Below are 13473 nucleotides of genomic sequence, written 5' to 3' on the forward strand. Positions count from 1 at the left end.
GTTGATTACCTGTTCACTCGTTCGGCTAGTACACCTGAACATTGATATTATTAGAATTTTTAATTTAACACCGACATTTGAACGTTCAGCGGTAAGGGCCACTACTATACCCATAATCCCCAAACCACACTAGTTCTAATACGATGAATTCGCAATGCCGTCAGACAGCATTATTTTGCTGCAAGATGCTTGCTTGTGGAATTCGCTTGTGGTGTGATCTCAAACAGCTTTGTATGGTTATTTAACCGGCAAGTATATTAATTTAAATCACATTTTAGGGAACTGTCAGGCAAACCGTTGTCCAATATAATTGTAGTATTGGCCTTTGCCAGAGGAATCATGATTTCATCGTTTGTTTTTCGACGCTTTTTTAGTTTGGCACTACTCGCGACAGTGTTTGTTGCAGCAAAAAGCAGTGCGCAATCCCTGGGTAGTGATAAAAATACGCTGCCGGAAATAGGTGTGGTGGCTTCAGAAGCTCTTACGCTGGATAAAGAAATATTGATTGGCGATGCCATCATGCGCCAAATGCGCGGACAGGCGCCGATCATTGGCGACCCGGTGATTAATGAATATATTCAGGACCTCGGCAATCGTCTGGTGCTGCAGGCCGACAATACGAAATTCCCCTTCCAGTTTTTTGTTATTAATAACAACGCCATGAACGCATTTGCCTTTTATGGCGGTCACGTTGGTGTACATACCGGTATCATAACGGCTGCCGACAACGAGAGTGAACTAGCGTCTGTACTGGCACACGAGGTCACGCACGTTACCCAGCGCCATCTCGCACGCCGCGCTTTATCGCAACAACGCAGTTCCCCGCTCGCGCTGGCCTCTATGTTCGGCAGTATTTTGCTTGCGATGGCAAATCCGGAAGCGGGTATTGCTGCCCTCTCGACGTCTCAGGCAATGTCAGCACAAATGGGTATCGATTACACCCGTTCAAACGAGCAGGAAGCCGATCGTATTGGCATCGACATTCTCTATGCGGCGGGCTTTGATCCTAAGGCCACTGCCAGCTTTTTTGGCAAAATGGCAGAGCAATACAGAATGAGCTCACGCCCACCAGAGCGCTTGTTAACTCACCCATTAACCGAAAAACGTATTGCCGATGCACGTATTCGTATGGATGGTTACCCCAATGTCAGGCTTGCGCCGAGTAAGTCGTTTCACTTAGCTAAAGCACGCATTCAGGCGCGTTATCAGTTTAAACCCGATTACGCATTGGAGTACTTTATTGCAGTAAACGACTCGGGTAGCTATCTTATAAAAGAAGCAGCTCAATACGGCTTAGCTGTTGCACTGTTCGAAAATGAAAAGTACGAGGAAGCGAAGACTATTAACGACGCCCTGATGCAAGGTGACAACGAAAACCTGTTTTATTTGGATTTGGCCACCGATATCGACATTGCACTCGGTAAGCCACAAGACGCCATTGCAATGCTTGAGCGCGTGTTGAAACAAAAGCCACGTAACAGTGTGGTGGTGCTTAACCTGGCAAACGCGCTGGTGTCGTCGAAGCAATATACCCGTTCGATTGAAATCCTGCGTGATTATCTGCTGGTTCACCCCCAGGATGAGATTGCTTATCAAATCCTCACCGATGCCTACAAAGGCGAAAAACAGTACATGGGCATGCATCGCAGCAAGGCAGAACTGTTGGCGCTTTATGGCGCTTACCCTAATGCGGTAGACGAGCTGCAACACGCCTATAATTTTACCGGTGACAATCACCTGGAAAAGCAACGTATTCGGGCGCGAATTCAGCAATTTCGCGATGAACAGGAAAAACTAAAACAGATGCAGTAACCGCTACAATGACAATAACAACGTTGTCAGGCCCTGCTCAGTTTGCTCACCGTGGAGCGTTTTGACCAGCTTGCCGTCAGGCGAAATTATATAAGTTGTTGGTAACACAGAAGGCATAGGTACGGGCAGATTACTCACCTCTTCGCTTGCTACTACGGGAAATTGAATCTGCTGGCGTTCAATCATAGCTTTTAACGCTTCAGCCGACAGATTATCGTAACTCACCCCTAGCAAACGCGCCTCACCGTTTTGGTAATAAGCATTTAACTCAGGCAGTTCCCGCAAACAGGGCGTACACCATTCGGCAAAATAATTGATCACGGTCCATTTTTCAGACTGCCAGTTCATTACGTCACCACCAACAGTTTGAAACGTAACTTCAGGCTCGCCCACAAAACGTTGTGCAACAACCCCTGCCAACATTGCAGCAATGGCTAATACAACGAGCGCCGCTGTCTTTATTGATCCTCGCTGTTGCGTTTGTCGTTTAAAATCTGCGACAATTTTCAATTCAGTCAAGCCGATACTCCTTCGCGCTAAAAAACAGGATATGAGAAACGCACATGGCAGAATTAAAAATACTACACAATCCACGCTGTTCAAAGAGCCGTCAAACCCTGACGTTGCTTCAGGAAAAAGGTTATGACCCTGTTGTCGTTGAATATTTGAAACAACCGCTGAGCGAAGCAGAAATTCGTGAATTGTTCGCAAAGCTGGGGCTCGATGACGTAAAAAGCATGATGCGGGTTAAAGAAGCAGAATACAAGGAAGCCGGATTACAGCAAGCAGACACATCTGACGACGAACGCTTTGCGGCCATGGCGGCACATCCGAAGCTAATCGAGCGGCCTGTGGTTATTAACGGCGACAAGGCGAAAATTGGCAGACCACCTGAGTCTGTACTGGACATTCTCTAAATGGGGCCCGTTTTAATTCTGTATTACAGTCGACATGGTGCTACCGCGGCGCTAGCGAGAGCCATTGCACTAGGTGTAGAGTCAACTGGTGCAACGGCAATGCTGCGCACTGTGCCGGAGTTGGTCACCGTCGAGGAAGACGGAGAGCCCTCTACCGACCCGGCGTCGGGGCCACCTTATGTCAGTTTGCAGGATTTAAAAACATGCAGTGCGTTAGCGCTCGGCAGTCCTACCCGATTTGGTAACATGGCAGCACCGCTGAAACACTTTCTGGACAGTACCAGCAGCTTGTGGCTGGACGGTGCGCTGATCAACAAGCCTGCTTGTGTATTTACGTCCAGTAGCAGTATGCATGGGGGGCAGGAAAGCACCTTACTGTCGATGATGCTGCCACTGCTGCATCACGGCATGGTTATTAGCGGGATTCCCTACTCTGAGCCGGCGCTGCACAACACCACGGAAGGCGGCACGCCCTATGGACCAACACATGTTGCGACAGGACACCAGAACAACTCTCTGACGCAGACCGAAAAACAATTGTGTATTGCACAAGGTAAACGCCTTGCTGCACTTGCGACCTCGCTTTATCAAGGTAATTCAGTATGACGCCTATGGCACCCAACACGAAAAAATTCCGCTATCTGGCACTCGTTTGCACACTATCGTTGTTTGTCTGGGTGGTAAGTTGGCAACTTATTTTCACAACAACCGATCAGTATTCACTGCAGTTTATATTCCTAATTTACGCCCTTCCCTTACTATTACCTATGTGGGGCATAGTAAAAGGCAAACCCTATACCCACGCCTGGGCGAACTTTATTGCGCTGTATTACTTAATGCACGGTTTTACCGTGTTATACGCTGAACCGGCAGAACGTTGGTTTGCCGTCATTGAGCTCTTGCTTGTGGTTGGTATGTTTACGGGTTGCAGCGTGTATGCACGTCTTCGAGGCAGGGAATTAGGCCTCGGTTTGAAGAAGTTAAAAGAGGAGATGCAGGAAGAATGCGACAGGTTTTCAAAGCGCTCGTAACCACATCCGCCACCCTTGCTTTTACCGTGGGTCTCGCTGCCTGCGGAGGCGGTGGCAATAGCAATTCACCAACCAATTCCCCGGGTAACAGCAACCCGGATTTTACTCGCCTTTCTCCTGCTCTAACTGAAGATGGGCTGGCGATTTACGGTGACTTATCGGTAGACGTAAATACATCAGCAGGTTTTGTTGTCTTAGCGGATAATGGCGCTTCACTGACCGATATCGCCTGGCAACAAACAGCGGGACCGACGGTTACCCTGTTGTCCAGCCAATCCCAGGCGATTGGGTTCGACGTGCCTGAAGCCGGAGACTATAGCTTCACGGTGACAGCGACCACTTCTACCGGCGATACGCGTTCAGCATCAGTGTCCTTAACGGCTAATGGTAACAGCACAGACGATATTGTGAATTTGCGTTTGGATCACATGGCTACAGAGCGAGGCCGAATTTCTATTCGTGTCGACAGCCCGGCAAACAAAATCATTACCGCAACGCAATGGACTCAACTTGCGGGTCCCGAACCCGATGAAATCACGTATCAGGAAGACAGCACTAACGGTCCATTCCGTTCGGCCTTTATGGAAGCGCCTGAAGTATCACGCGACGAAGTAATGGCATTTCGCGTTACCGCAACCTTTGATGATGGCGCTACTGCAAGTGACGACGTGCTGATTGGAGTAAAAGAAGCGAGCATTGCAAACAATGGTATTTTCACCGGGATCGATATGTACGTAACAACGGATTTGCGTCCGTTTAATCAAACTTCGCCCTACGCTGACGCATTGCAGGCTTGCGTCTACAACAATACCGTCGAGAACAGCTGTGATTTCGATACATTGCCCCTCATCGGCATGGAAACGATGTCACCGAGCATTGACACTATCCTCGACCGTACCCTGGTTTCACACCATTGGATGGGTGAGCGATTCCGCGAATTTCTCACTCAATCTGCCGCCGCTGAAGACATAATTAAATTACTGCGTGGCGTCACTGCGATTGTTATTTCTTATGATGTCAGGCCCTCTTTTTACTGGGTCAGAACAGGGGCAATCTACCTGGATGCGCGAAATTTCTGGCGCACACCAGAAGAGCGCGACACACTCAATACCATCCCGGATTACCGCAGTGGCTTTGGCAACGAACTCCAGTTTGGTATTTACTGGCGCTATGTAAAAGACGGTGAGTACTACTACCCGCAATCCTCTCTGCCCGCCAGCAGCAGACAATCCAAAAGCTTTGTACAACTGGAAGCGTCTCTTGCATGGCTGATGTACCACGAACTGGCCCATGCTAATGATTTCTTTCCGCCTGCAAGCTGGGCAAGTATTAGTTCATCCAGTGACCCGCTCAGTCATTTTCAGCGCTTTGGCGCGCAGTCTTCCATTATGTCTGCTAACTACCCATTGCAATCGACCTTGCTGGAAGGTCTGGCTGAGGTGTCATTTGGCGGTGAAGAAGCCACTACGGCGCAAAAAAATACTACACCCTCGCAGGTTGCAGATGCGTTTAGTGCTGACATAGCACCAACCTATTACGCCTACTACACCGAGCGCGAAGATTACGCCATGATGTTTGAGCAGTTTATGATGCTCTATAGAATGAACGTCAGCGCTGACGTTGCCGTTATAGGCCGGGTAAACAATAACGACGCGCTGGTTACTTGGGGTCAGCGTCACCGTATCAATCAGGACACCCTCCAAGCGAGAACGGCATTTACAGTCGAACGTATTTTACCTGAGCTGAATGTGACTAGTATTCAGGCGGATTTGCCTGCCGTTATTCAAATGCCAAGCGGTCAATCCTGGTTTGATTTAGTGCAATTGGAAGGCGAAGGCGGTAAGCGGGAAACTACCGCTGTTAGCAGCAAAGCAACCGCGGTCAGACCGCCATTGCGTATCCCTCAATTTGAACGCCATTTACATTAAGCACGTCATTAAAGGTGCAGCAGCGCGGACTACTAGAGTGACTACTCTGATAGTTCGCGTTTCACCAAGGCTACCGAAATCTTTTTCTGTTCCTGCAAAGAACGCTGGTCCAGTCTGTCTAATAACGCCATTAAGCTGGGAAGATCCCGTTGACTGTGATTCAGCAAGTAGTGCAATGCTTGTTCAGACAAATTCAAACCCCGTTGCAGTGCACGGGAAGACAGCACTTCGCCGCGTTCTTCATCGGTTAATCCCTGCAATTGAAAAGTAAGCCCGGCACTTAACCGGGAACGCAGGTCCGGTAGCAAGAACTCACTGTGTTGTGGGCCCAGCTGTGAAGCAAAGATTAGCAACCCTACCCGTGTTTCACTCACGCGGTTTATTAAATCAAAGACCGCTTCTTCCCAGGCTTCGTTGCCGCGAATATGCTCAAGATTGTCCAGACAAATTACCGGCAATTGTTCAAGTGAGTCCAGCACACGGGGAGACAGGCCTATCAAATCAGCACAGTTTAAATAAACGTGAGGAATTTCCCTCCCGGCAAGTTGATGACACACGGCATACAGTAAGTGGCTTTTCCCTTTGCCATTCCCGCCCATCAGGTTAACCAGTGGAATGGAGGCCGCATTGAGAATAGTGAGCGCCGGTTCTTCACGCCAATCCGGGGAATGTTCAGCAACACAGGCCAGTAACGACACAACCTGTTCATTCGCCCCTGCCACAAAACTGGCAAAGGTTTCATCATCAGGTAAAGTCACCGGCAAAGGGAGCTGCATAAGTTATTGGCTCCAGAAATAGTGCATGCCTTCCAGAGGCTGCCCAAATGCATCGCGAAGTGGCTGTAAACGATTGTCCAGACTGAGTACCGCACGTAAATCACGCTCGCTACCCAACAAACGCAGACCAAACGTGCTTACTGTGCCTTGTTGACGAACTAACGTCACACTTTCCGTCACACTCAACGCTTGTAAGTACTGCTGCACGGCCACATATCCACGTAGGTCGTGTAAATTACCCACAGACAGCTCAACTAGTTGCTCACTATCAGCGTCGGTTGGCAGGATGGCGTAGTTTTGTCCCAAATAATCGGCATAGCGATTAATTAACTGCGCTATCAGCTCATTCGGTTCATCGCCTATCAGGGTATCGTGAATGACTTCAGAAGACGCGCCATTGGCAGGGCCATAAAAGAAGTCCAGTGAATAGCGCCCTTTTTTTGCTCGAGCCGCCAGCGTGGAAAACTCTTCTTGTGTAAAAAGTGGTCCTTCATTGACGGGCTCTATGGTTTGCTCTGCAGAGCCAAATCCACTCGCTGCAAGTCTACTCAGCGCTTCGTTGCTTATGCCGTTAACGTTCTGCTCGCCCGAGACACTGTTTGCGTCGATTTGCTGAACGCCGCCTTCCGGTAACGTAAATAACGCCCCTTGTACGGTATTGTCACCAGCAGACGAAGTTGTGTCAGATAAAGTCGCCATAGGCTCTGCGCCCGATTCTGCCACCTGGATAGGTTGAGTACCATCTTCTACGGGTTGCGCGTCAGGCTCTGGGGTTGGAAATACAATTTCACGCGTGCGATTGCGGTATACCCGCGCACCCAATACAAAATCAACGTTATATCTTGCTGCCGCCTGGTTAAGTTGGCGCGGAAACAGCCCCCATACATCATAGGCATTAATACGCAGCGCATCATCAAGATCCATTAACGGCAGCGTTAACGGCACACCGCGAACGTCAGCCTGCAAACGCGCGGTAATGGTATAGTCGTTGGTCTGACCGTCATCAATAATGCGGCGTTCGCCTTGCTCATTTTCAACGGCCAGCCACAATAAGGCGTCGGGACGGCGGTCTCCCCAAATTGGCAAGCGTTCCCGAATCAACACAGATTCCAGCTGTTTGCGATCAAACTCAGCCACAAAATACAGCTGACCATTTTCTTCAGTATAACGATAAGCACGCAGATACCGGTTGGCATCATCCCGAATTGCCTGCAGAGCCTGATAGCCGCTAATGTCGCCCTGCCCGGTTAACTTTACTAATAACTGGCTGAGCGCCTCTCGCGTGGCCGCACGCTGTGTCCGACTGTTGCGATCGTCAACCGCGACCTTGCCGGTATTGATATTAATCGTTGAGCTTGCCTGACTGTTTAAAGCCATAACACCCAACAAGCACCCCAAAAACCAGGCGCCAAACGCATTCTTTGTTTTTGCAACCATAAACCACTTAAGCGAAATGCTTACTCCCTATCCCTGAACAGAGACCTGTCTGTTCGAAAGTGAGTCAGTACAAGGCGAAAATCGCCAGTTTGCGCGCGATTTGGATAAACCCCTAAAACGGCTCGAACAACACAACTCACTTCTGGTACCAACTGGTAAATTCAGTGGCAATTATCTCTGTATTGTGAGCTATTTAGATCTGATTTTCACCACAAATATGTGGATTGCCGGTAACAAATTCGGCAAATCTGACTACAAAACAATCAACCCGAGTCTACACGCCGCGTTGTTTACTGATAGTTTCAATTCGGCTATGCCAAACTTTTGCGTAAATCCATCCCTGCAATGGGGATTACGCATTGGACTTAATGGCGGATACTGGTAGAATCCGCGCATTCAAACCTGTCCACCTTAAAAGGCTTGCCCGTGACTGACAAAAATACCTCGTTGAGTTATAAGGATGCAGGCGTCGACATCGATGCTGGCAATCAATTAGTAGAACGTATTAAATCGGTAACCAAACGTACTCAGCGTCCTGAAGTACGTGGTGGTCTGGGTGGATTTGGTGCACTGTGCGCGCTTCCTGAAAAATACAAGCAGCCTTTATTAGTGTCTGGCACCGATGGTGTAGGCACGAAATTGCGTTTGGCAATGGACTATGCACGTCACGACAGCGTTGGTATCGATTTAGTTGCCATGTGTGTGAACGACCTGATTGTTCAGGGTGCTGAGCCGTTGTTCTTCTTGGATTACTACGCAACCGGTAAGTTAAATGTTGATACTGCTGCCGACGTCGTTACAGGTATTGGCGCAGGCTGTGAACTGGCCGGCTGTGCACTGATTGGTGGTGAAACGGCGGAAATGCCGGGAATGTACCACGGTGACGATTACGATATTGCTGGTTTCTGCGTGGGTGTTGTAGAAGCCGCTGATGTCATCGATGGAACCACCGTTAAAGCCGGGCAGAAAATCATCGCCCTGGGTTCTTCGGGCCCTCACTCAAACGGCTACTCGTTAATCCGCAAGATCATTGAAGTAAGCGGTGCCGATGTTACGCAGCCGCTTGACGATAAACCAATCATTGACCATTTACTTGCCCCTACCCGCATTTACGTTAAATCAGTACTTAAATTACTGGAAAGCGTAAAGGTCTCTGCGATTTCGCATATTACCGGTGGCGGCTTCTGGGAAAATATCCCGCGCGTCTTACCTGACAATGCGAAAGCAGTTATCGACGGCAACAGCTGGGAATGGCCAGCCGTGTTTAACTGGCTGCAAACTAACGGCAACGTAACGACACATGAGATGTACCGTACCTTTAACTGTGGTGTTGGTCTGGTTATCGTTGTTGATGAAGCTGATGTAGACACAGCGCTATCTGTATTAAATGATGCCGGTGAAGATGCCTGGTTAATTGGTGGTATTGCTGACTTAGACGGCGATGCACAAGTAGAAATTACAGAGTAAGTCCGAATGTCCAGTGCAATGCCCAACATCTGTGTTTTAATTTCTGGTAATGGCTCAAACCTCCAGGCCATCATTGATGCCGTTGCGGCGGGGAAAATACACGGCAAGATCGCGTGTGTCATTTCTAACCGCCCTGACGCCTTCGGTTTAGAGCGGGCTGAAAACGCAGGGATTCCGGCGATTTGCCTGGACCACAAGACTTTTGAAGATCGCGAAAGCTATGACGCCGCACTGATGGAAACCCTCGACAGCTACGCACCTGATTGTGTGGTACTTGCCGGGTTCATGCGCATCCTGACTGCCGACTTCGTTGATCATTATTTGGGTAAATTATTGAACATTCACCCGTCTTTGTTGCCTAAGTACAAAGGGTTAAATACGCATCAACGCGCCATTGACAATGGCGACGAAGAACATGGACTCAGCGTTCATTTTGTAACACCGGAGCTTGACGGCGGCCCCGTCATCATTCAGTGTAAGGTTCCGGTGTTCAGTGACGACGATGCAGGCACGCTGGCTCAGCGTGTGCAGGAACAGGAACGCCATATTTACCCATTGGTGGTACACTGGTTTTGCGGTGGCCGATTAACAATGAATAATAATAAGGCAGTATTAGATGGGAATGTGCTTCCAGAAGGTGGTTACGCAAACGATTAAGCGCGTTGCAGGTGTTGCACTGTTTGGCCTGATGGTTCAGGCCGCTATAGCATCGACAGAGCCTGCAAATACCGCCAGTGCTCTATTAAAACCCTTTGAAGCGGTGTATTACGCTTACAAGTGGGACGACAACCTGGGCTCTGCCAAAGTATCACTTGAAGAGCTATCTCCCGGACTCTACTCGTTAACTTACCAATCCAAAGTGTCGAAGTTTTTCCTCTCTGACAAACGGTTTGAGCATTCAATATTTACCGTCGATGGCGACACTATTACGCCTCAGGAATATAATTACTCTCGCACAGGTACCGGCTCAGACAAAAGCTTACAGGTAACATTTAACCCCGGTCCCCCTGCGCTGATTAACATTTCGGACGATGATGAGCAAAGCCAGATCAACTGGGAAAATGAATTCGACAACCAGCTTTACCGCCTTGATCTGACAGTCAGACTTGCTCAGGGCATCTCAGCACTGGATTACCAGTTTATTAATTACCGCGGCCAGCAAAAACATTACGGTATTCTGGTACACGGCATGGAGCAACTGGATTTGCCCTATGGCTCTATCGAAGCTTTAAAAGTAGAAATTGAACGCGACTCAAGTTCTCGCGTCACTTATGCCTGGTTTGCACCAGACCTGAACTATCAATTGGTTCGGTTACAGCAGTTTAAAGACGGTGATGAGCAAGGCGATTTACGACTCAAAGCCTTCGCTGCCAAATAAGTTTTAGTGAAGCCTGTTCGACCTTGGTAAGTTGTTCACTACACTAGTCTTCAGGCTTGCTCCATATTTTTACCAACTTTCGGTCATTCACATACTGTTGATTCACGGATAGTCCCGAGCACGTTTGTCTTCGGTTTCACCCCAGTACGTTATCTACTCCTCTTTTTTACGCAGCTTTAACACCGTTTTCACTTGATTTTTTAGCTATCCAGCGATAGCTTTAAGGTATTCTGGTCAGACCTCAACAGGACACAATGAGGAGTAACAATGTCTGATTTAGTGTGGATACTGATAGTCTTGGTGGCGCTAGCTGTTTGTGCCTATCAACGATGTTCATTGAGCAACACGGTAATAACCGGCGCTTCCGCGCTGCTTATTGCTACGTTGTTTGGCAGCCTGGGCTTTTTTAGCTGGGTGTTCTTCGCGTTACTCGCGGTGCCTTTCGTGGTTCCGTCTGTGCGTATTCCTTATCTCACCAAACCCATGCTGGCCTTCTACCGTAAAGTCATGCCTGAAATGTCGTCTACTGAACAGGAAGCGATTGACGCGGGTACCGTATGGTGGGATGGCGAGATTTTCTCTGGTCGTCCAAACTGGCATACCTTGCACGCCATTCCTAAAGGTCGCCTCACTGCTGAAGAGCAAGCTTTCCTCGATGGCCCGGTTGACCGGGTTTGCAGCATGATTGACGAATGGCAGGTAAACCATAAAGACGCTGACTTACCGCCAGAGGTATGGGCTTATCTGAAAGAACACAAATTCTTCGCCATGATCATCAAAAAAGAATATGGCGGCCTGGATTTTTCAGCCTACGCACAATCTCGAGTTATAGCAAAACTGGCTGGTACCAGCGCAGTGCTTTCAAGCACCGTGGGTGTGCCTAATTCATTGGGTCCGGGTGAGTTGCTTCAACACTATGGTACGCAAGCACAGAAAGACCATTATTTACCCCGTTTAGCAAACGGCGATGAAATTCCCTGTTTCGCTCTGACCAGTCCGGAAGCCGGCTCAGATGCTGGCGCAATTCCTGATCAGGGCATTGTTTGCAAGGGCGAATGGGAAGGTAAAGAAGTACTGGGTATGCGCCTGACCTTCGACAAGCGCTACATCACACTGGCGCCTGTTGCGACAGTAGTCGGACTGGCATTCAAACTCTATGATCCAGACAAGTTGTTGGGTGATAAAACAGACATCGGCATTACCTGTGCGCTGATCCCCCATGACACTGAAGGACTGGACATTGGTCGCCGTCACTTCCCGCTCAACACGCCATTCCAGAACGGGCCGGTACGCGGTAACGATATCTTTGTACCACTGGACTTTATTATTGGTGGCGCAGACATGGCCGGTAAAGGCTGGCGTATGCTGATGGAATGTCTGTCGGTTGGCCGTTGTATTACCCTGCCCTCAACCTCTGCAGGTGGCGCGAAATCCTGCGCAATGTCGACGGGCGCTTATGCACGTATCCGTCGTCAGTTTAAGATCCCAATTGGCCACATGGAAGGCGTAGAAGAAATGCTTGCCCGTATTGGTGGCAATGCCTACATGATGGATGCCGTTACCCGCTTGTCTACCGTAGGCGTGGATTTGGGCGAGAAGCCATCTGTTATCTCAGCGATTTGTAAATATCATCTGACCGAACGCTCTCGCACCGTTGTTAACGACGCGATGGATGTTCACGGTGGTAAAGGGATCATGCTTGGTCCAAATAACTACCTGGGTCGAGGCTATCAGGGCATGCCGATTTCCATTACCGTGGAAGGGGCAAACATTCTGACCCGTAACATGATGATTTTTGGTCAGGGTGCGATGCGTTGTCACCCTTATGTACTGGAAGAAATCAAAGCGGCAGCCATTGACGATAAGGACGAAGCGCTTAAGGCCTTCGACAAAGCCGTGTTTGGACACATTGGTTTTGCAGTAGCGAATGCGGTTCGCAGTACTTGGTTTACGCTGACAAATGGGTACTTCCATCAGTCTCCGTTTAAAGACAGCACGGCGCGTTACTACCAGTTGCTTCAGGGCTACAGCGCCAACCTGGCGTTGTTAACCGACTTGTCGATGGGAATTCTGGGCGGTTCATTAAAACGCCGCGAGCGCTTGTCTGCTCGCCTGGGTGATTTGTTGAGTTACATTTACCTGGCCAGTGCGACCCTGAAACGCTTTGACGAAGAAGGTCGTCAGCACGAAGATTTACCGTTGATGCACTGGGCTATGCAAGATTGTATTTACCAGTTGGAAACCGCGCTCATTGACTTCCTCGATAACTTCCCTGTTACGTGGTTGGGTAAAGTGCTGAAGTTAAAGCTGATCCCATTCGGACACCGTGTTTCAAAACCAAGTGACGTAACTGAGCACGAAATCGCTCAATTGCTACAAACACCTGGTTCAGCGCGCACGCGCCTGGGAGACGGTCAATATCTAACTCGTGAACCTGGCAGCCTGCCTGGAGAACTGGAGCAAACACTGGACGATGTACTGGCCTCTGAGCCTGTTTTCGACAAGGTTTGCAAAGCATTGGGTGAGAAGCGTCAGTTTACTCAGCTCGACAAGCTTGCCGATATCGCCCTTGAGAAAGATTTGATAACGGAAGAAGAAGCCGAGTTGCTTCGCCGGACCGAAAAAGGCCGTGCGAAGATCATTGCCGTTGACGATTTTGATCACGAAGAACTGGTGGCGGCTATCCGTTAACGAGCTAAGCCTCTATCCAAAGTAAAACGCAAAAGG

At 49.1% G+C, this 13473-nt stretch carries 12 protein-coding genes; 9 read left to right on the forward strand and 3 right to left on the reverse strand.

All coding sequences use genetic code 11. From position 1 onward, the window contains the following. Positions 1 to 339 precede the first annotated feature (339 nt). Positions 340 to 1812: a beta-barrel assembly-enhancing protease gene (gene bepA, locus BUB81_RS17400; protein ID WP_139241624.1), complete on the forward strand. Its 1473-nt coding sequence runs from the start codon at positions 340 to 342 to the stop codon at positions 1810 to 1812. A 3-nt stretch (positions 1813 to 1815) separates the two neighbouring features. Here bepA and BUB81_RS17405 read toward each other — a convergent pair whose 3' ends face one another. Further along, complete coding sequence (locus tag BUB81_RS17405) at positions 1816 to 2331, reverse strand: TlpA family protein disulfide reductase (RefSeq protein ID WP_084526686.1); 516 nt, start codon at positions 2329 to 2331, stop codon at positions 1816 to 1818. 44 nt (positions 2332 to 2375) lie between these two features. On the opposite strand from BUB81_RS17405, the gene arsC reads away from it, so the two are divergent. From arsC to BUB81_RS17425, 4 genes are read left to right on the forward strand one after another with little or no spacing between them, the layout of a single operon-like run. After that, complete coding sequence (gene arsC, locus BUB81_RS17410) at positions 2376 to 2729, forward strand: arsenate reductase (glutaredoxin) (protein WP_073324625.1); 354 nt, start codon at positions 2376 to 2378, stop codon at positions 2727 to 2729. Then, entirely contained in the window at positions 2730 to 3335 is a 606-nt protein-coding gene (wrbA, locus tag BUB81_RS17415; RefSeq protein ID WP_073324626.1) for an NAD(P)H:quinone oxidoreductase, read from the forward strand. Between the two features lie 5 nt (positions 3336 to 3340). Further along, a complete protein-coding gene (locus tag BUB81_RS17420) occupies positions 3341 to 3760 on the forward strand; it encodes a DUF2069 domain-containing protein (protein WP_073324847.1) in 420 nt (139 codons plus the stop codon). Continuing rightward, positions 3733 to 5688, forward strand: coding sequence for a PKD domain-containing protein (locus BUB81_RS17425; protein ID WP_073324627.1), 1956 nt, complete (start codon positions 3733 to 3735; stop codon positions 5686 to 5688). The genes BUB81_RS17420 and BUB81_RS17425 overlap by 28 nt, the downstream gene beginning before the upstream one ends. A gap of 41 nt (positions 5689 to 5729) precedes the next feature. Here the strand turns inward: BUB81_RS17425 and hda are convergent, their stop codons facing one another. Together hda and BUB81_RS17435 are read right to left on the reverse strand one after the other, a co-directional pair. After that, entirely contained in the window at positions 5730 to 6464 is a 735-nt protein-coding gene (gene hda, locus BUB81_RS17430; RefSeq protein WP_073324628.1) for a DnaA regulatory inactivator Hda, read from the reverse strand. Between the two features lie 3 nt (positions 6465 to 6467). Continuing rightward, positions 6468 to 7901, reverse strand: a complete 1434-nt coding sequence (locus BUB81_RS17435; protein ID WP_073324629.1) for a DUF2066 domain-containing protein — start codon at positions 7899 to 7901, stop codon at positions 6468 to 6470. Between the two features lie 426 nt (positions 7902 to 8327). Here BUB81_RS17435 and purM point away from each other — a divergent pair, with 426 nt between their 5' ends. The 4 genes from purM (at position 8328) to fadE (ending at position 13437) form a co-directional block, all read left to right on the forward strand. Then, the gene (purM, locus tag BUB81_RS17440) at positions 8328 to 9368 is read left to right on the forward strand and encodes a phosphoribosylformylglycinamidine cyclo-ligase (protein ID WP_073324630.1); all 1041 of its coding nucleotides are present in this window, start codon (positions 8328 to 8330) and stop codon (positions 9366 to 9368) included. Between the two features lie 6 nt (positions 9369 to 9374). Further along, positions 9375 to 10025, forward strand: a complete 651-nt coding sequence (purN, locus tag BUB81_RS17445; protein ID WP_073324631.1) for a phosphoribosylglycinamide formyltransferase — start codon at positions 9375 to 9377, stop codon at positions 10023 to 10025. Then, positions 9991 to 10746, forward strand: coding sequence for a DUF3108 domain-containing protein (locus tag BUB81_RS17450; protein WP_245819260.1), 756 nt, complete (start codon positions 9991 to 9993; stop codon positions 10744 to 10746). Before purN ends, BUB81_RS17450 begins: the two co-directional genes overlap by 35 nt. Positions 10747 to 11013: 267 nt before the next feature. Next, positions 11014 to 13437, forward strand: coding sequence for an acyl-CoA dehydrogenase FadE (gene fadE, locus BUB81_RS17455; RefSeq protein ID WP_073324633.1), 2424 nt, complete (start codon positions 11014 to 11016; stop codon positions 13435 to 13437). Positions 13438 to 13473: the final 36 nt, after the last annotated feature.

The organism is Marisediminitalea aggregata, from assembly GCF_900129565.1.
In the GTDB taxonomy this organism is placed as follows: domain Bacteria; phylum Pseudomonadota; class Gammaproteobacteria; order Enterobacterales; family Alteromonadaceae; genus Alteromonas; species Alteromonas aggregata.

What these genes read in the sequence shown, in the direction of transcription:
- purN (WP_073324631.1), top strand. Translation starts at nt 9,375, where the DNA reads ATGTCCAGTGCAATGCCCAACATCTGTGTTTTAATTTCTGGTAATGGC.
- BUB81_RS17420 (WP_073324847.1), top strand. Translation starts at nt 3,341, where the DNA reads ATGGCACCCAACACGAAAAAATTCCGCTATCTGGCACTCGTTTGCACA.
- fadE (WP_073324633.1), top strand. Translation starts at nt 11,014, where the DNA reads ATGTCTGATTTAGTGTGGATACTGATAGTCTTGGTGGCGCTAGCTGTT.
- hda (WP_073324628.1), bottom strand. Translation starts at nt 6,464, where the DNA reads ATGCAGCTCCCTTTGCCGGTGACTTTACCTGATGATGAAACCTTTGCC.
- BUB81_RS17450 (WP_245819260.1), top strand. Translation starts at nt 9,991, where the DNA reads ATGTGCTTCCAGAAGGTGGTTACGCAAACGATTAAGCGCGTTGCAGGT.
- BUB81_RS17435 (WP_073324629.1), bottom strand. Translation starts at nt 7,901, where the DNA reads ATGGTTGCAAAAACAAAGAATGCGTTTGGCGCCTGGTTTTTGGGGTGC.
- BUB81_RS17425 (WP_073324627.1), top strand. Translation starts at nt 3,733, where the DNA reads ATGCGACAGGTTTTCAAAGCGCTCGTAACCACATCCGCCACCCTTGCT.
- wrbA (WP_073324626.1), top strand. Translation starts at nt 2,730, where the DNA reads ATGGGGCCCGTTTTAATTCTGTATTACAGTCGACATGGTGCTACCGCG.
- arsC (WP_073324625.1), top strand. Translation starts at nt 2,376, where the DNA reads ATGGCAGAATTAAAAATACTACACAATCCACGCTGTTCAAAGAGCCGT.
- bepA (WP_139241624.1), top strand. Translation starts at nt 340, where the DNA reads ATGATTTCATCGTTTGTTTTTCGACGCTTTTTTAGTTTGGCACTACTC.